Source organism: Geobacillus sp. FJAT-46040 (assembly GCF_002335725.1).
Lineage (GTDB): Bacteria > Bacillota > Bacilli > Bacillales > Anoxybacillaceae > Geobacillus > Geobacillus thermoleovorans.
The window spans coordinates 2,597,892-2,617,740 of sequence record NZ_NISS01000001.1; the positions used below are offsets into that span (position 1 = coordinate 2,597,892).

The window sequence follows — 19,849 nt, forward strand, 5'->3', positions numbered from 1 at the left end:
ATAGAAAGCGAACGGAAGAAGCGCTGCGTTTCTTACGTGAAGTACATGTTCCCTTTGATAACAACCAAGCCGAACGCGATCTTCGCATGGTCAAAGTCAAAGAGAACATTTCGGGTACGTTTCGCGAAGAAACATTCGCGCAGTCGTTTTGCATCGCAAGAAGCATCGTTTCCACACTGACGAAACACGAAAAAAACGTGTGGGATTCGTTATGTCTTCTGTTGGCAGGCGAAACGATCGATCGAGTTCTTTCCGCTACCTAGGGCATTTTCTATGACCGAAATGCCCTATTTGTGCTGGGCTTTTTTATACACTAGCACTGGGGTGAATAGTTACAACGTAGCTCCTTTCACAGCCCTGTCTGATAGTTTATCAAGTTTAAGAGTTTGTAGTGCATAATACAAATATTCTGGTATTAGTTTATCCTTTTGAATGATAGGAAAAGACGCAATTGCTTCATTTGTATATAGTTCTTCAGTTGTTATTGCTATTTTTCCTATAGAAAGTTTAAAACTCATTAAAACAGTATTTTTCGGCACTATTTTCATTTTGCACTCGTTAACAGCTAAATCAGTAATCTGTTCTTTCGTGTTAGATACATATTTACCTTGCATATCAGAAATTGAAAGCCACTTGTTTCCATTTCCCCAATATGCTTGATTTGATCTAGAAGGGGTTTTCCCAATATTAATCTCACATAATTCATTTAGTTTTACATACTCCATTCAATCATTACCTTCCTATCATTTCTTTCAACTCTTGTAATCCCTGCATAATCTCTTTTTCCAACGTTTCCACTCTTTCAAGTATCACACTTGGCGCTTCATACTGCACTTCTTCATACTCAATCTCTTTATATTTGTTAATCGAAAGGTCATAGTCGTTTTCACGAATTTCTTCCACCGGCACGAAGAACGACTGCTCCGTGCGCTTCCGTTCTTTTTCCGCTTCACGGTTATGGAAGCGCGCAATGATGTCCGGAATGTCGTTGTCTTCAATCGGAGTGCGCTTGTCGTCCAATGAATAGCCGTCCGCTTTCATATCATAAAACCATACTTGATCCGTTCCGCCGACGCCCGTTTTCGTGAAAATCATAATCGCTGTCGACACGCCGGCGTATGGTTTAAATACGCCGCTTGGCATCGAAATAATGGCTTCTAATTTATGATTTTCCACGATTTCTTTGCGGATGTCTTTATGCGCTTTGGAGCTGCCGAACAATACCCCATCCGGCACAATGCACGCGCAACGTCCGCCCGTTTTTAAAATGCGTAAGAATAATGCCAAAAATAAAAGTTCGGTTTTCTTTGTCTTTACAACTTTTAACAAATCATTTGAAACTGCATCATAATCTAATGAACCTTTAAAAGGCGGATTGGCAAGGACAAGGGTGTATTTGTCCTTATCTTTGTTTTGTTCCGACAAGGAGTCGCGATATTCGATATTCGGATTTTCAATGCCATGGAGCATCATGTTCATCGCGCCAATCCGCAGCATCGTGCGGTCCATGTCAAAACCGTAGAACATATGGTTATTAAAATGCTCTTTTAAACTTTGCACTAAAAATAAATCGCTGCGATGTTTACGCAAATATTCTCCTGCCGCTACCAAGAAACCTGCGGAACCGGCGGCCGGATCGACAATAATATCTTCCGGTGTCGGTTTGACTAACTCTACCATCATCTTGATAATATGACGCGGTGTGCGGAATTGCCCGTTCGTGCCTGCGGTCGCGATTTTGGATAACAAATATTCATATAAATCCCCTTGTAAATCACGGTCTTTCAGCGGGAGCTTATCAATGCCGTCCACAATTTTGGAAAGCATTTGCGGCGTAGGAATCATAAAAATTGCATCGCTCATATACTTGGCATATGCGGAATTTTTATTGCCATGCAAGCTTTTAATAAAAGGAAATACTTCCTTAGATACAATTTCATACATTTGGGAAGCTTCTAGATTTTTAAACTTGCTCCAACGCAAGTGTTGTTTATCTTCAGGAAAGATTCGTTCAAACTCAATTCCTAATAAAGCAGCCTCTTGTTCTCTTTGGGTTTCAGCTTCATCGAGGCCTTTAATAAATAAAAGGTATGTAAATTGCTCAATGACCGTCAACGGATTTGTTATCCCGCCTGTCCAAAACGTTTCCCATATTTTATCGACTTTATGGCGCAATTCGCCTGTGAGCATGGCTTCTATGTACCTCCTTGTGATTTCCAATCTCCATTATATACGGTTTTCGGTACAAAAGGGGAAGAAAAATATGTTTTATGCCGGTTGACGCTCAGAAAGACGGAGAATGGCTTTCTTTGTGGAACAAAGAAACTCCCACTGTGCTTTGTTATGAAGCGGGAGTCGTTCACTATAACCGTTCGAGGAACACTTGCAAGTGGTGTGGATTCTCAATAGGATGAATCTCATCCAGCCCCCAGTTTTGCAGGCGGATGAAATCTTTATCATGTCATTCGTGTCGTCATGGCCGTTTGCCCAATTCGACTGCAAACAACAAGGCCGGATCCACCGGCCCGTTGTCTTATCTCAACTGAATCTTCGCCACACACTCCACATGCGCCGTATGCGGAAACATATCGACCGGCTGGACTTCGATCGTTTCGTAACCGCCGTCTTCTAGGATGCGCAAGTCGCGGGCGAGCGTCGCCGGGTTGCACGAGACGTAGACGACGCGCGGCGGTTTCATGGCGATGATCGTCTCAAGCAGCGAGGCGTCACAGCCTTTGCGCGGCGGGTCAACGACCAAGCAGTCAGCGCGGACGCCTTCTTCGTACCAACGCGGGATGACGTCTTCGGCGGCGCCGACTTCGAAGGTGACGTTTTGGATGCCATTCAGCTCGGCGTTGCGCTTGGCGTCTTCGATCGCTTCAGGGACGATTTCGACGCCGTAGACGTGTTTCGCTTTACGCGCCAAAAAGAGCGAGATCGTGCCGATGCCGCAGTAGGCGTCGATCACCGTCTCCCGCCCGGTCAGCTCCGCGTATTCGAGCGCTTTGTCATACAGCACTTTCGTCTGTTCGGGGTTGACTTGGTAAAACGAGCGGGCCGAGATGGCGAATTGGATGTCGCCGATGCGATCGGTGATGTATTCACTCCCCCATAACACCCGCGTTTTGGCGCCGAAAATGACGTTCGTCCGCTCGGGGTTGACGTTTTGCACGATCGATGTCACGTCCGGGATTTCACGGACGATGGAGCGAACGATCTCTTGTTCATGCGGCAAATGGTTCGTGCGGGTGACGAGCACGACCATCACCTCGCCAGTTGACGCGCCGTAGCGGGCGACAATATGGCGAAGAACGCCCTTGTGCGTGGTTTCGTCGTATGGGGGAATACCATAGCGCTCGGCGATGCGCTTCACGGCCTGGACGACGACATCGTTCGCCTCTTGCTGGATGAGGCAGGCGTCCATATCGATGATTTCATGCGTCCGCTCCTTGTAAAAGCCCGCGACCAAGCCCCCTTCGCGCTCGCCGACCGGCACTTGCGCCTTGTTTCGATACCGCCATGGGTTCTTCATCCCGATGACGGGATGGACGGTGACGCCGTCAAGCTTGCCGATGCGGGCGAGCACTTCTTTCACTTGCTTCTCTTTCGCCTTCAGCTGCCCTTCGTAGCTCAGGTGCTGCAGCTGGCAGCCGCCGCATTGACGATAGACAGGGCACGGGGGCTCGATGCGGTCGGGGCTTGGTTCGTACAGCTCCACGAGGCGGCCGTACCCGTAGCCTTTTTTCACTTTGACGACTTTTACGTTCGCCCGCTCCCCGGGAAGCGCGTGTTTCACAAACAACGGAAAACCGTCGACTTTCGCCACCCCGAGCCCGTCGTGGGTCAAATCGGTGAATGTGACGTCATAATACTCGTTTTTGGCGACTGGTGGTTGCTGCTTCGTCATGTCGTTCTCCTTTCTGCCGTTCCTCTGTATATGTAGCGTGCCCTTTATAGGGGAAAGGCATAAGAAAAGAACAGGCTTATCTTCCTGTTCTCACTTGTTCTGCCTTGTCTTTCGGCATGATGACTTCCAAATGGCGGTACAAATTGACAAATTCCCCTGGAAGCATGCCCCCGAATTCGCCGTCTAAGTTTAGCTGCATCGGCGAGTGCACCTTCACCCGGTTCGCTTTCGTGTAAATGACGTGCGGGTCGTTGATGTGCTCGCCGCGCGCCGCGAGGGTGACAAGGCGGATGAATTCGGCCAAGTTCGTTTTTTTGACGATGATAAAATCGAACAGACCGTCATTGAGCGACGAATCGGGAGCCAGTTTTTCAAAACCGCCGACCGAGTTCGTGAGCGAAACCAAAAACATCATAATCTCGCCTTCAAACAGTTTGCCGTCGTACTCGATTTGCGCTTCGGTCGCCTTGATGGACGGAAGCATCTCGATCCCTTTTAAGTAATAGGCCAGCTGGCCGAGCATCGTTTTCAGCTTGCTTGGCACTTCGTAGGTGAGCTCCGTCAGGCGGCCGCCGCCGGCGATGTTGATGAAATAGCGTGTTTTGTCTTCGTTCGTCACACAGCCGATGTCAATGGGGACGGGCTCGCCCGTGGCGATCACGTCGCACGCCCCTTCGATCGAGCGCGGCACGCCGATGGCGCGGGCGAAATCGTTCGTCGTCCCGACAGGAATGACGCCCAGTTTCGGCCGATACGGCTGATCGGCGATGCCGTTGACAACTTCATTGATCGTTCCATCGCCGCCCGCGGCGACAACGAGATCAAATTCCCGCTCGACGGCCTGACGCGCCGCTTTCGTCGCATCTCCCGGACCCTCGGTGGCGTGGCACGACGTTTCATAGCCCGCTTTTTCCAACCGAACGAGCACATCGGGCAAATGGCGCCTAAACAGCTCGCGCCCTGATGTCGGGTTATAAATGATTCGAGCTCGTTTCATCATCCTCAACCTACTTCCTTTTTTCCATTCCACTCGTTCCCATCATAGCGAAACAATGCTTAATACGCAACTCCGAAGAATGTCGCAAGTATGACCACGAAAAAAGCGCCCTTCGTTCGATCAAGGGCGCCGCACACCATGTTCATGACTGGCTCGCATTCGCCTCTTCGGCAACGGTTGGCTTGGCCGTGACGGCCGATGATGCACCGCTTGTCGTGAGATTCTCAAGCAGCTGCTTCACATCGATGCCCGTCGAAGCTTTTAACGTCTCCTGCAAGCTCGCCATTAAGTTCGTCGCATAGCCCGTGACACGGTTGGCGCCGCCTCCTGCCCCTGAGCCAGTGTCGACGATCGTCAGCTTCTCGATGTTCGCAAGCGGGCTCGCCACTTGTTTTGCATATTCTGGAAGCATCTTGATGATCATGTCGAGCACAGCTGCTTGGCCGTAGCGCTCAAACGCTTCGGCGATTTTTTGTTTCGCTTCCGCTTCGGCGAGACCTTTCAGGCGGATAATTTCCGCTTCTGCCTCCCCTTTTGCTTTCTCGGCCTCGGCTTTCGCCAGCCCGTCGAGACGGATGCGCTCCGCTTCCGCTTTCGCCAGCGTTTCGACGCGGTATTTTTGCGCATCGGCTTCGGCGATTTGCTTCGCCTTTTCCGCCGCCGCTTTTTGTTCAATCGCATAGCGTTCAGCGTCGGCTTTTTTCTTCACTTCCGAATCGTACTGGCGCTCGCGGCGCAAAATTTCTTTTTCTTCCAGCTCGATTTGTTTTTGCCGCTCGATGATTTTAATTTGCATTTGTTGCGCCATGACTTCCTGCTTCGCCTTCGCTTCTTCGAGGTGGTACGCCTGATCGGCGCGCGCTTTGGCGATGTCTTGCTCGCGGCGGAACTCAGCGAGCTTCAACTGGTTGATTTTCTCCGCCTCCGCGATTTCCGTCAGCCGCTCGAGCTCCGCCTTGCGCGCTTCCTTGTCTGCTTCAGCCCGCTTGATGCGCGTCTCTTTTTCCGCCTCGGCCGTGGCGATGTCAGCATCGCGCTTCACTTGGGCGATGCGCGGCTTCCCGAGCGCATCGAGGTAACCGTTTTTGTCGCGCACGTCTTTGATCGTGAACGAGACGATGACAAGCCCCATTTTCGCCAAATCTTGCGAGGCGACACGCTGCACTTCTTGCGAAAACTTGTCGCGGTTTTTATAAATTTCTTCAACCGTCATCGACCCGAGAATGGAGCGAAGATGGCCTTCAAGCACTTCACGCGCTTCGTTTTCCATGTCTTGACGCGTTTTGCCTAAAAACTGCTCGGCCGCGGTCGCGATTTCGCCAATCGAGCTGCCGACTTTGATGATCGCCACCCCGTCCGCCATCACGGGCACGCCTTGTTCCGTATACACTTCCGGCGTTTGTACATCCAATTTGATCGACAATAAACTAAGCGGCTCGGCCTGCTGGAAAATCGGCACGACGAACGTGCCGCCGCCGCGGACAATTTTGATTTTGTTTCCCGATTCGTCCACGTGGACGTTTTTGCTTCCTAAATAGCTGCCAGTGACAATAAGCGCCTCATCCGGCCCGACCGTGCGGTAGCGGGCGATGAAAATGGCAATGAGTCCGACAAGAAGCAGGACGACGACACCAATGACAATCAACCATGGCGCAACCATTGACAGGTCCCCTTTCTTTGTTTTAGATGGAAAGGTGATACGGATCGTGCCTCGCCACCACAGCGACGCCGTTTTCCATTTGTACGATGATGACCTCTTCCCCTGACGGAATGGCCTCATTATTTGCGCTTTTCGCCGCTTTGGCCACCGCGCCGCTTTTACGGGAGATGAGAATTTCGCCCAACCCGTCAGGCGGCACCGAGACGATCACTTTAGCAAGCGCCCCCTCCAAATCGGCGTCCGTATACCCAAGCGACGCCTCGGCCGAGCGGAGCGGCAAAAAAACGAAAAAGTGCAAAAGCAACACGGCAACAAGCGCCACCCCAATGCTAAGCCAAATGATAGAACCTGATGCCCAATCCGTATACATTTCCGCCAACAGCCCGATCGCGCTGCCGACGATGAAAAATGATAAAATGAGCTGCGGGCTGAACAGCGGATGATCGGCTACATCGAACAGGCCGTCAAGCACGTCGCTGAAGAAAAAATACAACACCGTCAGCAGCGCACTGACGACAAGCACCCATCCGTACACAACTTCAGGCGAATGGCTGAACAACTCCCCTCCCTCCTTTCCCCTTCGCTTATACATACGGCGAGGGCAGCCGTTGGTTTCATCATTTTTCCAATATCATCAAAATTCGACAATCCTCCCTGATTTCCTTCTTCTAACAGCAGAAAAAATGCAGGGAGACCGGCAGGATTTTGCATAGTGCAAGGCGAATCAAGCTATGCGAATCTAAAAACATATCGGGAGGAAGACCATGTCAGAAACGCGCATTGACCACGATCGGCTGTTTAAAGAGTTGTTGAGCACCTTTTTTGAAGAATTTGTTCTCCTCTTCTTTCCTCACGTACACGAACAGATTGACTTTCACTACCTTTCCTTTTTATCAGAAGAAGTGCTGACCGATGTCACCGCGGGTGAAAAACATCGAGTCGATTTATTGGTCGAGACGAAGCTGAGAGGAGAAGATGGACTGATCGTCGTCCACATCGAACATCAAAGCTACATCCAATCCTCGTTTTCAGAGCGAATGTTCATTTATTTCAGCCGCTTGTTTCAAAAACACCGCCGCCGCATTCTTCCGATCGCCATCTTCAGCTATGATGCCATCCGCGATGAACCATCTTCATTCACCGTTTCGTTTCCGTTTTTGACCGTTCTCGATTTCCGTTTTTTGACGGTGGAATTGTCCAAACTCCCATGGCGCACATACATCCGCCATGACAACCCGGTCGCTGCCGCCCTGTTAAGCAAAATGGGGTATAATGAAGAGGAGAAGGTGGAAGTGAAAAAGGAATTTTTGCGCATGCTCACCCGCCTCGAGCTCGATGAGGCGAAACAGCGTCTGTTGTTCGGCTTTTTCGAAACATATTTGCGGTTATCGGATGAAGAAGAAATCCGACTGCGAAATGAGGTGAATACAATGGAGGAAAAGGAGGCTGCCAAAGTCATGGAACTCATCGTTTCATACGAGCAGAAAGGAATGGAGAAAGGAATAGAAAAAGGAATAGAGAAAGGAATGGAGAAAGGAATGGAGAAAGCAAAGTTGGATGTTGCGAAACGAATGTTGGCAAAAGGATTTGATGCTGACACGATCCATGAACTGACCGGACTGCCGCTAGAAACGATTGAACAATTGAAGCCATGAGAAGGCAAACCCCTTCTCCCTGAATCATTCGAATGGCCGCCCCCACTCCTTCGAACTTTGAAACATCTTCAGGGAGAAGGCCTTTTCATCGTTCTTCGCTTTATTCCTCTGAAATCCCCAGCCGCTCCAATTCCCGCCCAAGCTGCCCCGTAAGCATGAGCCTGTACATGCGAAAATCGGCCCGAAGCGACCCAAACGGATGGCCGAAGGTGGCGGGGTTGTTTCCTTCGATGAAAAAGTGGCTGAACCAGGCGAGCGCATAGGCGGCGATTGGCGCGCCGAGCAACCACCACGCATTCCTCGTCACGATCGCGATGATCACAAACAAAAACACGAAGCTCGTTCCGACAAAATGCCAACGCCTTGTCGCTCGTTTCCGGTGCTGGGTCAAATAAAAGGGCCAAAACTCTTCATAATCGCGGAATTCCATCTCCCTTTCCCCCTTTCATCCTGCACACCCTAAGCGTTGCAGCACTTCCTGCGGACGTTCGTGGATGTCGTCCGCAAACCGAGCAATGGCCTAGACGATATCGTTTCGATGTTTGTGAAACACATTGGCGATCACGGTGTCTTTCAGCCATTTCCACAATCTGAATGCGGGCGTGATCCAACACCAAGACGATGAGACGGTCTGGATCGCGCTCTTTGAGCATTCTCAAGAAATTCAAGAACGTCGCGGCATTGGCGCGGCAGTCGTTTGATGAAGCACCGTTTCGCCATCGTGGATGTTGACCGCGCCAAACCGCGATACGTGGGCATGATGGCCGAACGTCGGCACTTGTTTTTGGCGGCCGACTTCTGACCATGTGGACCGCAAGACATGGTAAGAGCGGATATGGGTTTCATCGATGTACAGAAGAACGGCATCTTCTGTGTCCTTGGTGATCAAGTTTTTTGATCAGATCCATTTGCTTTTCCAATTGCTTTTGCTCATCCGGGTTCCCTTTCGCCAGTGTGTACGTCGGTCGTGTCCACGACAGCCCTTTGCGGTGCAGGAGTTTTCGCAGCGCTTCGCGGGAAATGGAAACACCGAATTGCTTTGCGACATAGGATTGCAGGAGTTTGGTGTTCCACGCCGAGGCGACGTCCCAGCCCAGTTCGGCGGGAGTGGTGGTCAACACAAGCTGTTTGATCTTTTCCTGCTGTTCTTCGGTGAGAAACGGCTCTCGCCCGGGGGCGAAATCCCGATGAAGCAGGAGTTCAAGGCCGCCTTCGTTGAACAGTGAGACATAATGGGACGCCGTTTGTCGGCACACGTTGACCATGGAGGCCGCTTCTTTGCCCGAATAGCCTTCCATGACGAGGCGAACGGCCATCACCCGTTGGCGAAGAAGGGTGTTTTTGATTTTCCGTTCCTGTTTGCGAAGTGTCCGAGGTGTCCATCCGTGATCGTTGGTGATTTTGAGACGTTTCATGCAGAATTCCGCTCCTTTTCCATACTTTTCCTTAGGGACAGTATAACCGGAGTGGGCACCGCTTATGCGAAGGTTAACTTTTCAATGAGCATGTATATAGAACATAATCAAATCTTTGTTTTTCTCGGCCTATGGCTCTTGATTTTTCTGCTTCCTGCTTTCCAATCTCTATTCACACAGTGGATGGAAGTCCGGGCAGATCATTTAGGAGCAACGCTGTTGGACGGTGGGAATGCTCAAATGGCTAACAGTTTGACGATCCTGTGTGAATATCAAGATCGAGCATTGGAAAAGTCTGTAGGATACCACATTGATTTTAAAAACGAGCAAGAAGCAAATAAAAAGGACAAAAAAATCTCTTCCTTAGAAAGAGATTCTTGGTTTTTTAGATTTTTGGAATTCCAGTTTATGTCCCATCCGCCCATGTATTGGCGTGTTCATGCGCTTCAAACAACAGAAACCGAATGGAGCATCAGGAAAATCAAATTATGGTGGTGCAGCCGCTTCCGAGAGTCGTTGCCCAATTGAAACCGTAGGTGAGCAAACTTACTCATCTCCATGGACAACTGAGATCCCTTCGTGAGACTTCGCTGTTGTACATATGAGGCACGAACGTCCTTGTGGCTCGTAGTAGGCACGCCTATTCTAGCCAAGGAATTCGGTCCTTGTGACAACAGCAAACGAAGCCCTTCCTCCAACATCATTCCGAGCGGCGTTATGATCCGGGTCATGGTGCGCCCTGCATTGCGGGCGCACCCACTCTCGGACATGCAGCGGCTGCGCGTCGTCATGCCAGCTCTCGCAATATGAGCAGACTCGATACAAAGTGCTGACGACACGGAATCAACGTACAGCCGTCTCATTTCGCTTTATACTCCAGCATCATGAGCAAGCGCTCCACACGAAAATGAAAATCGCCTCTTTCCAGCCGCTTCGGCTGAAAAGAGGCGCTGTTTCTTACGATTGGCTGCTGTCTCTCGCTTTTAAGGTGACGGATACGGTCGTCTCAAACCCATCGCGATAGATCGTCAGTTTGATGCGATCGCCCACCGCTGTTTTCGTATACAAATATTTGCGCAACGCGCTGACGCTGTCGATTTTGTCGCCGTTGATGGCGACGATGACGTCTTTTGATTTCAGCCCGGCTTCCGCGGCTGGGGAGAACGGTTCGACGGACGTGACGGCCGCCCCGCTTGTGATGTTCGACGGCAATTTCAATTCATTCGTGCGGACGTCATCGGACAGATCCGCCACATCGACAAGCTGGACGCCAAGGTACGGGCGTTTGATTTTCCCATCTTTCATCAGCTGTTCGACGATCGGTTTGACATTTTCGCTCGGGATCGCAAAGCCGAGCCCTTCGACGCCCGTTTCGGCGATTTTCATGCTGTTGATGCCGATCACTTGCCCCGCGCTGTTAATGAGCGCTCCGCCGCTGTTGCCCGGGTTGATGGCGGCGTCCGTTTGGATGACGTCGATTTCCCAATCTCCCGCTGACGTTGAGACGGGCATCGTCCGTTTGCCGCTGACGATCCCTTCGGTGACCGTCCGCGACAAATCAAGGCCGAGCGGGTTGCCGATCGCCGCGACAGGCTCGCCGATTTTCACCTTCGACGAGTCGCCGAAGCTCGCCACTTTCGTCACCCCTTCAGCAGGGATTTTCAAGACGGCGAGGTCGGTGAGTGCATCCACGCCGACGATCTCGGCTTTCACTTTTTTCCCGTTCGCGAGCGCCACTTCGACTTTGTTCGCCCCTTCAATGACATGGTTGTTCGTCACAATGTAGGCCGCATTGCCGTCTTTTTTGAAAATCACACCCGACCCCGTCCCCGCTTCCGTATCTTGTGCTTGATCAGAGAAAAAGTCGACTTGTTTTTGAATGTTGACGACCCCGACGACCGCATCGGCCACTTTATTAATGGCGGCGATCATGTTCGTGTTGACGTTCGCCGTCGGCTGCAATGGCAGCGCCTCGCTTTTTGCGGTCGTTTCCGCTGTTTCCGTTTGGGAATTCGTTTCTTCATGCATCCATTTCGGCGCCACATACCACGTCGTCGCGCTCCCGATCACCGCCCCCGCGACGGAAGCGGCGAGCCACGATACGAAGCGGCCGCGGCGTTTCGGTTCTGGCGTTGGGGTTGGTTCAAATGGCATCATGTCCATGGGTCATCTCCTCCTTCATGATCCCTAATCGCATATGCGGCATTTTTGTGCGAATGGCCGCCAAGCAGTGAAATGGCGGGCGAAATACGACGATGCCACCGACATCGATCGGCCTTGCATAAAGAGAAGACCAGCGTCGCTGTTTCTTCCGGTTGTTCTGATGCATCGTTTCATCCCTTCCTGCATACGTTATGTTGTCTCCGGCGCTGGCGTCATCCGCTTCTGCTTCCGCCTCCGTCCCGCTGCGAGCGTGCGGATCGACAGGAAAATCCCCGTCGCGGTCAAAATGATCATCGCCACCGCCGCGACATCAACCGCCCAGCGGATGTCAAGCGAACCGATTCTCCCTTCGTGCAGCTGGCGGACGAACATCATGAGCGACGATCCGCCTCCCTCGTCGCGCGGTGCCATCGGGGCCGTAGATGCCCCCGCTCCCGACGTCTGCCCCGCCCCGAACGCGTTCATTCCTTCCTGCGCGGCGCGGTGCATCTCGCCGCGCTCCGCCTAGCCAATGAGCCACGGCTCGGATAGAAGGAGCCCCGTCACCGCCTCAACAAGCAAAAAGATCGAACTGATCAGCCCAATCCAAAGATGCAAATTCCTCATTTTCCTCATCGCCGTTTTCCTCCTTTTCCTCTTCGTCCATCATGATAGCCAAGGAAGGTGAAAAAATGGTGAAAATTCTTTTTGAGAGAACGGCCTTCTGCGCGGCGAATCGGCTGCGTTTTCACCGTTTTTTCACGAACGATTTGATATGATAAGAAGGAAGAGAGACAGAACGGGAGGAATGGCGATGAAAATTTTGCTGGCCGAGGATGATCTTCACCTAGGGGAGCTGATCGTTCATTTATTGAAAAAGAAAGGCATCGACCATATTGATTGGGTGCAGGAAGGGGAAGATGCGTACGATTACGCCATGGCGGAGTTTTACGATGTCGTCGTGCTCGATTGGATGCTTCCAAACGGCGATGGGGTCGATGTGTGCCGCCGCCTGCGGCAAAACGGCTACACGGGCGCGATTTTGATGCTGACGGCGAAAGACGCCGTCCATGACCGCGTCACCGGGCTTGAGGCGGGAGCGGACGATTACTTGGTCAAACCGTTTGAAATCGACGAGCTCGTCGCGCGGCTCAAGGCGCTCGCCCGGCGCACGTTCGTCCCGCTTCAAGAGGAAAAAGTGGCGTTTCACGGCTTCACCTTAAACCGGACAAGCCATACGCTCCATCGCGGCGATGAAGAGATTTTCCTCACTCCACGCGAGTTTCAGCTTCTCGATTTGCTCGTGCAAAACCAAGGGCAAGTCGTGCCGCGCGAAACGATATTGGACCGCGTCTGGGGGTGGGATGCCGATGTGTCAATGAAAACGATCGACGCGACGATCAAGCTATTGCGCAAAAAGTTGAAAGATGATGTCATCCAAACCGTTCGAGGAGTGGGGTATAAAATTGAAAAATAACTGGAGGGAATGGCGCGGCTGGCTGCGCCGCTTAGAAAGCGCCGACTTGTTCCGCCGCGCCCATTGGCGGCTGACGGCGCTCTACAGCGGCATTTTCACGTTGTTTCTCGCCTTGTTTGTCATAATCGCCGCGGCCTTGTTTTACTGGATCGCTACCTCTGACCAAGAGCGGCGCATCAGCCGCCTCGCCGAGCAAGAGGCGAATACGATCGAACAAGTGCTGCTCAAGCAAAGCAATTTCGACTTGTTTGATGATGAAAATGTCATTTTGTTAAGCGAAGACCAACTCTTTTTTTACGTCATCGGCCCGGACGGGGGCTTGCTCGCCGGGGATGAAGTCCACCCGCGCCTGCGTCCGTATTTTTTAAACGCCTTGTCCCATCTCAAGGCAAATGAGCGCGCTCCCGTCTACATGAGCGTCTCTTTGCCGGAACATATGCCCGGCCTCGCGCGCGAAGCGGCCCGTGACTGGCGCGTGCTCGCCGCCGCCCGTCCGCTCGTCATCCACGGCGATTTCGTGGGCATGCTGTATATCGGCATGGACGTCACGTCGTTTTTCGGCGTGTTCCATTGGCTGCTTATTGTGCTCATCGGTTTGGCCGTTTTGTTTCTCGCCGTCGGCGTGGCGCTCAGCTTCTTTATGTCCAAGCGTGCGCTCGCACCGATTGAAGAGGCGTACGAGCGGCAGCGCCAGTTCGTCGCCGACGCCTCTCATGAGCTGCGGACGCCGCTCAGCGTCGTCTTCTCGTCCGTCGAGGCGCTTTCGCTTGAGGAGGATGTGATGAAAAACGACTTTGCCCGCCGCCTGCTCGACCGCCTGCGTGACGAATTGAAGCGAATCACGAAACTGATGAACGACTTGTTGACGCTCGCCCGCGCGGATGCGAAACACGCCGCGCTGGAGCTTTCAAAACAAACGTTCGATTTCCGCCCGCACGCCGAGCGCACGTTCCAGCTCATGTCGGAACTGGCGGCGAAAAAACAGATTACGATGCATTTTCACGCTCCCGAGCAAGCGCTCGTCACCGCTGACCCGGACAAATTGACGCAGCTGTTGTACATTTTGCTCGACAACGCGATCAAATACACCCCCGAAGGCGGCGAGGTGACGCTGTCGATCCGCACCGAGCCAAAGCACGTGTTCCTTTCCGTCAAAGACACCGGCATCGGCATCCCGCCGGAAGACATCGGCCGCATTTTCGACCGCTTTTACCGCGTCGACAAAGCGCGCTCGCGCCAACAAGGCGGCCACGGCCTCGGGCTGTCGATCGCCAAATGGATCGTCGACGCCCACGGCGGCGCGATCCACGTCCATAGTCAAATCGGGAAAGGAACCGAATTTCTTGTTCGTCTTCCTCGCTAAATCCAGGGGGCAAAACAGTAAGGCGAAGGCTTCCTTCCCCTAACAGAACGTGCCGTTGAGTGAGAAAAACGAAACATCATACTTTGTTGCTGTTGCAAACCGAACATATTCATGTTATGATTCAAAACGTAATGACCAAATTGTCCATTTAGTCAAAAATGAAGGATGAATGCCCATGTCGGATAAAAAACAACAAATTATTGATGCCGCCACTTAATCATTTTCGCTGTTCGGCTACAAAGCAACGACAATGGATCAAGTAGCGAAGATGGCTAATGTCGGCAAAGGAACGATTTATACATTTTTCAAAAGCAAAGAAGAGCTGCTTGACCATATCGTTTCCTCTGTTATATCCGAAATTAAGCATGAAGCGGATGCGGCTATGGATGATCGTTTGCCGTTCAGCGAAAACGTCCAACGCGCCTTGCAGCGTATTTTTACATTCCGTCAAGAACATGAATTAACCATCAAACTTTTGCAAGAAATGCGGGATATTGGCACCGCAGCTGTACGAGATGTGATGAAACGCCTTGATCGCGAAATGATTGCCTATATTCGCGAAAAAATTGAAGAAGCGATGGCAAAAGGGGACATTCGCTCTTGCGATCCAGAGTTAACGGCATTTTTCATGTTTAACTTCCCTCCGAAAGAAGTCTCCTACTTCTAAACGTGAAGGTGCGCCAGCACCAGTGAAAGTGGGAGATGAATTTCGGTTGGCGTTAGCCAACGAATAGGATAGAATATGGCTAGAACGGACACCTTCGGAACGAAGGGAAGCGTAAAGGGTTCTTGTGTGTGGCTTACCGTTCAGCGAACACACACAAGTCGCTTGAAGCCCCCACCTCTAAGCGAAGCGTAGGTGGTGGGTAGTTCACAATGTACATCGCATTAAGCATTGAATGGGAAAAAGATCACGAACCATTGTCTCAACAAACCATTGCCGAACTGTTTGATCTGTATTTGCTGAAAGGATTGTCTCCATGATAATCCTTCTCTTTTCGGAGCGAAATGACTAAATGGACAAATCAGTCAGAATTATAAACAAAGGAGGTTCGGGCATGCACGCATTTCAATTATGGTTAAAAGAATGGAAGGCCATTCTGTCCAACCGCAAAGTGCTGATTCCTGTCATAGCTGTATTATTCATCCCTCTTCTATACAGCGGCATGTTTCTATGGGCATTTTGGGATCCATACGATCATTTGGATGAACTTCCCGTCGCTGTAGTCAACCAAGACAAAGGGGCGGTTCTCAACGGCAAAGAGATTCATCTTGGGGAAGATCTTGTCGAAAAGTTAAAAGAGAACAAGCAGTTTGACTGGCATTTTGTAACCGAACATGAAGGGGAAAAAGGGTTAAAAGAACAAAAGTATTATATGCTCATTCAAATCCCTGAAGATTTTTCACAAAATGCGACGACGTTGCAAGACGATCATCCGAAAAAACTGCAGCTCATTTACAAACCGAATGAGGGATTTAACTTTCTATCGGCACAAATCGGCGAAACTGCAGTTGAAAAAATAAAAAACGAAGTAGCGAACGCCATAACAGAAACATATGCCGAAAGCATGTTTGATACGATTCAAACTGTCGCTGACGGATTGACAAACGCGAGTGACGGAGCCGCACAACTGCATGACGGACTCAGCCAAGCACAAGACGGAACAAACCGACTGTATGATGGCATGAAAAAAGCACAAGACGGAACTGAAACGTTATATCACCATTTAGCGACACTCGCGGAAAAATCCGTGAGCTTTACTGACGGACTGCACCAAGCTGCCAATGGCTCATTGCAAGTTCAAACCGGGGCCGAAGCGCTTTACAACGGGATGAAACAGATGACCGCTGGGCAAGAGAAACTCCTCTCCGGAGCAAAGCAGGCTCAGCAAGGAGCAGCGAATCTTGCTTCAGGGACAAGACGCGTATATGAGGGAATGCAAGCGCTCGACGCCCGCACTCCGCAGCTTTTGCAAGGTTCGGAACAATTAAGCGGGGGAGCCGAAAAGCTAGCATCATCGCTTGCGCAATGGCAACAAGGGGCGGCTCGGGTTCAAACAGGGGCGACCCAAGTAACAGGCGGGCTTGAACAGTTAGCGGCGCAGCTTGATGCACTCATTGCTCAAACCCCCGATCCGACACAAAAGGCGGTGTATGAGCGGCTAAAGGAAAATGTTGAGAAATTATCATTCGGAAGCAAACAAGTCGAAAACGGCATTGCGCAGTTAAACGATAGAGCCAAAGCATTACAATCAGGAGCAGCGTCGTTAAACAGCGGGGCGAAACAGCTGCATGAAGGGCATATTGCTCTCGACCGCGGGGTCGACGAACTGCTTTCTGGACAACAGCAGCTTGTCAATGGCGCAGACGCACTGGCGAATGGCCAAGAACAACTCGTCAGCGGCATGAAAACAATGTATGACAAAATGCAAGAAGCTGCACAAGGAGCAAGCCAGCTTGCCCATGGCAGTGGAACACTTTCTTCAGGCCTGCAAACATTGGCTCAAGGAGCGGATCAGCTTCAAGATGGTACGCGCCAGTTGAGGGACGGTTCACAACAAGTAGCGGCTGGAACGAAGGAATTAACGAACGGGACAAAACGTTTGCAAGATGGTGTCAACCAACTGACAGACGGCTCGAAAGAATTGGCGGATAAATTGAAAGAAGGAGCCGAACAAGCAAGCGATGTCAAAGCCAATAAGGCTGTCTACGACATGTTTGCCCAACCAGTGAATCTCCACAAGGAAGAAATCAATAAAGTGCCGAACTACGGAACAGGGTTTACGCCGTACTTCTTATCACTTGGATTGTTTGTCGGAGCGCTGTCGCTTTCCATCGTCTTTCCGCTTCGCGAACCAGCGGAGATTCCGCGTTCACCATTGCATTGGTTTTTGGCTAAATTCGGCGTCTTGATCGGCATCGGGATTTTGCAAGCACTGCTGGCGGATGTCGTGTTGCTGGTTGGACTCGATTTACACGTAAAAAGCGTCCCACTCTTTATCGTGTTTAGCATTGTCACTAGCATCACATTTTTATCTGTCATTCAATTTCTTGTTACCGTGTTCGGCGATCCAGGAAGATTTATCGCGATTGTCGTGCTGATTTTGCAATTGACAACAAGCGCGGGAACATACCCGCTCGAACTAATTCCACGCTTGTTGCAACACTTTAACGCATGGCTTCCGATGACGTATTCGGTTCTCGGATTGAAAGCGGTCATCTCAAGCGGTGATTTCTCGTTTATGTGGGAAAACATCGGCAAGCTGCTTCTATTTGTTGTTGCCATGATGATGGGAACACTCGTTTATTTGACTATCCAACATCGCCGCCAATTTGCCACGGCCGTCGAACAAGCTTCTGAAGCGTAATGCTTCAGAAGCTTGTTTTTTTCTATCGACCCTTGCCATCGTTATCATTCTTTCATGATTTCTCTCTGATGCAAGGGACAATGATGGAGAACAGTTTTTCATGTTCTTCCTCACATTTCAACTAATGATTCTTGAACGGTGAGACAGGCGTTATGAGCCGCTTCAGCGTTTTTTCGCAAACGGAACGTCGCCCTGCTTCAGGCGATGCAACAGGTGGAGGGCGTGGAGAATGCCAAATATATCAACGCATTCACAACCGCGTTGATATACTGCATAACCAAGTCTCCGACATCGCGGATTTCGATCGGAAACAGGCGGATGATGAGGACAGACACCGCGATGATGAGGAACGAACCGATCAGAGTACCGCCGAACCGCGCCTGCGGATGCCATCGAATTCTCGCCAAGCCGACGATCAACGAACCGATGGCAAACCCCAAAAACGAGCCGTACGCATAATATCCAACATAAAACGTCGGAAACAAAAAGGAAAACAACAACACCAACAAAGCGCCGCCCACATCAACCCCATACGACCGAACCACGTCTTTCCTTCCTCCCCCGTCATGTCATGCGAACATCACCGTTCATCTCGCAGCTCCCCCCTAATGGATGATATGCTCAAAACCCCTCCAAAAAACATTCGCTTTTCACCTAATTTTCTCCTTCCCCTTCTACAATACAAACCGTAAGCCAGTCCACCACACAAAAGGAGGTGACGAGATTGAAAAAAGCTCGAGCGGTGTTTCTGCTCGCCTTTGTCGCTCTCGCGGGGGTCAGCCTGTTTCACGTTCTCTCTCCGCATGAAGTGATGGCGCACGGGCGTCCGGGCGCTCCGTTTGACGGCATGCCGGGCGGATTCGGTCATCCCCATCGGGAGTTCATCATGGAGCGGCGCGATGGCTGGATGATGCCGATGTTGTTCCTAAAGTGGCTCATCCCTCTTTTGCTTGCCGCCGTCGGGGCCGTATGGCTCGCCGCGGCGCGGTCGAAGCGCTGGATCGGCTGGGTGCTCGTCGCTGTAGGGATTGCGGCGCTCCTGCCGAAATGGGTGTTGATTTTGCTTGCACTGGCCGCGGTGTACGCCTCGGGGCGGCGTCAAGCGCGCAAACCATCTGCTGTTGAGGCGTTGATGCCAGCGGCGCCATCCGTTTCCGCCGATTGGCTTGATGAATGGGAAAAAACGATTCAAAAGGAGGCACAAACAAATGGGCATTTTTCGCCGAATGAAGACGATCGTTCTCGCTGAAGTGAACGAACAAATCGACCGCTGGGAAGACCCTGTCGCCATGACGAAACAATATTTGCGCGAACTTGAAGAACAGCTCGAACGAGGGCGCCAGGCGCTCGCCCAGCAATGGGTCGCCGAGCGGCGCTATGAGACGCTCATCGCCCAAGCGGAGGCGACGATTGAAAAACGGAGCCGCCAAGCGAAACTGGCGCTCGAGCGCAACGAAGAAGCCGTCGCCAAACTCGCCTTGCGCGACAAGCTGTTGTATGAGAAAAAGCTGGAGGCGTACAAACAACAATACGACGCCATCAAAGCGAAAACAGCCGAAGTCGCCAACCGTCTGAACCAACTGCGCGAGCGGTACGACGAGCTCGCAGCTAAGCAGCTGGAGCTCGCTACCCGCGTTAACGCCGCGCAAGCGTTGAAGCAAATCGACTCGGCGCTCGCCTCCTTTTCCGCCGACGAGGCGCTGCGCGGATTCGCCCGCATGGAAGAGCGCGTCATCGCGCTGGAAGCCGAAGCGGCAGCCGCCCGATTCGGAACGAACGCCGTGTTGTCCCCCGTGCCGTTTGAGGAAGAAGTGGAACGTGAATTAGCGAAATGGAAGGAAGCCCAAGCCAATAACGCCTAATCC

At 51.5% G+C, this 19,849-nt stretch carries 19 protein-coding genes and 2 pseudogenes; 9 read left to right on the forward strand and 12 right to left on the reverse strand.

What is annotated here, in order from left to right:
• Positions 1-263: IS66 family transposase (locus CD000_RS13860; RefSeq protein ID WP_143425286.1), on the forward strand; the 263-nt coding region annotated here is incomplete at its 5' end.
• A 69-nt stretch (positions 264-332) separates the two neighbouring features.
• Here CD000_RS13860 and CD000_RS13865 read toward each other — a convergent pair.
• The 6 genes from CD000_RS13865 to CD000_RS13890 all read right to left on the reverse strand — a co-directional run bounded on the left by CD000_RS13865 (position 333) and on the right by CD000_RS13890 (position 7,123).
• The gene (locus tag CD000_RS13865) at positions 333-725 is read right to left on the reverse strand and encodes a restriction endonuclease subunit S (protein WP_096225879.1); all 393 of its coding nucleotides are present in this window, start codon (positions 723-725) and stop codon (positions 333-335) included.
• A gap of 7 nt (positions 726-732) precedes the next feature.
• A complete protein-coding gene (locus CD000_RS13870) occupies positions 733-2,190 on the reverse strand; it encodes a type I restriction-modification system subunit M (RefSeq protein WP_096225880.1) in 1,458 nt (485 codons plus the stop codon).
• A gap of 343 nt (positions 2,191-2,533) precedes the next feature.
• A complete protein-coding gene (rlmD, locus tag CD000_RS13875; RefSeq protein ID WP_096225881.1) occupies positions 2,534-3,907 on the reverse strand; it encodes a 23S rRNA (uracil(1939)-C(5))-methyltransferase RlmD in 1,374 nt (457 codons plus the stop codon).
• A gap of 76 nt (positions 3,908-3,983) precedes the next feature.
• Positions 3,984-4,904, reverse strand: coding sequence for a diacylglycerol kinase (locus CD000_RS13880; RefSeq protein ID WP_096226299.1), 921 nt, complete (start codon positions 4,902-4,904; stop codon positions 3,984-3,986).
• Between the two features lie 142 nt (positions 4,905-5,046).
• Positions 5,047-6,564, reverse strand: a complete 1,518-nt coding sequence (locus CD000_RS13885; protein WP_011229845.1) for a flotillin lipid rafts scaffold protein FloT — start codon at positions 6,562-6,564, stop codon at positions 5,047-5,049.
• A gap of 22 nt (positions 6,565-6,586) precedes the next feature.
• Complete coding sequence (locus CD000_RS13890; RefSeq protein ID WP_096225882.1) at positions 6,587-7,123, reverse strand: NfeD family protein; 537 nt, start codon at positions 7,121-7,123, stop codon at positions 6,587-6,589.
• Between the two features lie 205 nt (positions 7,124-7,328).
• On the opposite strand from CD000_RS13890, the gene CD000_RS13895 reads away from it, so the two are divergent.
• Positions 7,329-8,219 carry an Rpn family recombination-promoting nuclease/putative transposase gene (locus CD000_RS13895; protein WP_096225883.1) on the forward strand — a complete coding sequence of 297 codons (891 nt, stop codon included), beginning with the start codon at positions 7,329-7,331 and terminating at the stop codon, positions 8,217-8,219.
• A gap of 100 nt (positions 8,220-8,319) precedes the next feature.
• Here the strand turns inward: CD000_RS13895 and CD000_RS13900 are convergent, their stop codons facing one another.
• Together CD000_RS13900 and CD000_RS18900 are read right to left on the reverse strand one after the other, a co-directional pair.
• The gene (locus CD000_RS13900; RefSeq protein ID WP_096225884.1) at positions 8,320-8,649 is read right to left on the reverse strand and encodes an Mpo1-like protein; all 330 of its coding nucleotides are present in this window, start codon (positions 8,647-8,649) and stop codon (positions 8,320-8,322) included.
• A gap of 412 nt (positions 8,650-9,061) precedes the next feature.
• Positions 9,062-9,634, reverse strand: coding sequence for a helix-turn-helix domain-containing protein (locus CD000_RS18900; RefSeq protein WP_198962514.1), 573 nt, complete (start codon positions 9,632-9,634; stop codon positions 9,062-9,064).
• On the opposite strand from CD000_RS18900, the gene CD000_RS13910 reads away from it, so the two are divergent.
• Positions 9,605-10,162 carry a M48 family metalloprotease gene (locus CD000_RS13910; RefSeq protein WP_233130457.1) on the forward strand — a complete coding sequence of 186 codons (558 nt, stop codon included), beginning with the start codon at positions 9,605-9,607 and terminating at the stop codon, positions 10,160-10,162. The genes CD000_RS18900 and CD000_RS13910 overlap by 30 nt on opposite strands.
• 429 nt (positions 10,163-10,591) lie before the next feature.
• Here CD000_RS13910 and CD000_RS13915 read toward each other — a convergent pair whose 3' ends face one another.
• The 3 genes and pseudogenes from CD000_RS13915 to CD000_RS13925 form a co-directional block, all read right to left on the reverse strand.
• Entirely contained in the window at positions 10,592-11,797 is a 1,206-nt protein-coding gene (locus tag CD000_RS13915; RefSeq protein WP_096225885.1) for a S1C family serine protease, read from the reverse strand.
• Entirely contained in the window at positions 11,778-11,963 is a 186-nt protein-coding gene (locus tag CD000_RS13920; RefSeq protein WP_041468178.1) for a hypothetical protein, read from the reverse strand. Before CD000_RS13920 ends, CD000_RS13915 begins: the two co-directional genes overlap by 20 nt.
• A gap of 23 nt (positions 11,964-11,986) precedes the next feature.
• Positions 11,987-12,412 (reverse strand): annotated as a pseudogene (locus CD000_RS13925) (PepSY domain-containing protein).
• 178 nt (positions 12,413-12,590) lie between these two features.
• On the opposite strand from CD000_RS13925, the gene CD000_RS13930 reads away from it, so the two are divergent.
• From CD000_RS13930 to CD000_RS13950, 4 genes and pseudogenes are all read left to right on the forward strand, one after another.
• Complete coding sequence (locus CD000_RS13930; RefSeq protein WP_033011729.1) at positions 12,591-13,253, forward strand: response regulator transcription factor; 663 nt, start codon at positions 12,591-12,593, stop codon at positions 13,251-13,253.
• Positions 13,207-14,616, forward strand: a complete 1,410-nt coding sequence (locus tag CD000_RS13935; protein ID WP_369806588.1) for a sensor histidine kinase — start codon at positions 13,207-13,209, stop codon at positions 14,614-14,616. The genes CD000_RS13930 and CD000_RS13935 overlap by 47 nt, the downstream gene beginning before the upstream one ends.
• 226 nt (positions 14,617-14,842) lie before the next feature.
• Positions 14,843-15,250 (forward strand): annotated as a pseudogene (locus CD000_RS13940) (TetR/AcrR family transcriptional regulator); the annotation flags it as partial.
• A 424-nt stretch (positions 15,251-15,674) separates the two neighbouring features.
• Complete coding sequence (locus tag CD000_RS13950) at positions 15,675-17,984, forward strand: YhgE/Pip domain-containing protein (protein ID WP_096225886.1); 2,310 nt, start codon at positions 15,675-15,677, stop codon at positions 17,982-17,984.
• Between the two features lie 197 nt (positions 17,985-18,181).
• Here CD000_RS13950 and CD000_RS13955 read toward each other — a convergent pair whose 3' ends face one another.
• Positions 18,182-18,529 (reverse strand): hypothetical protein, encoded by a 348-nt coding sequence (locus CD000_RS13955; protein ID WP_015373855.1) that lies wholly within the window; start codon positions 18,527-18,529, stop codon positions 18,182-18,184.
• A 179-nt stretch (positions 18,530-18,708) separates the two neighbouring features.
• On the opposite strand from CD000_RS13955, the gene CD000_RS13960 reads away from it, so the two are divergent.
• Positions 18,709-19,233 carry a hypothetical protein gene (locus CD000_RS13960; RefSeq protein ID WP_096225887.1) on the forward strand — a complete coding sequence of 175 codons (525 nt, stop codon included), beginning with the start codon at positions 18,709-18,711 and terminating at the stop codon, positions 19,231-19,233.
• Positions 19,193-19,846: a PspA/IM30 family protein gene (locus tag CD000_RS13965; protein WP_096225888.1), complete on the forward strand. Its 654-nt coding sequence runs from the start codon at positions 19,193-19,195 to the stop codon at positions 19,844-19,846. Before CD000_RS13960 ends, CD000_RS13965 begins: the two co-directional genes overlap by 41 nt.
• Positions 19,847-19,849 lie beyond the last annotated feature (3 nt).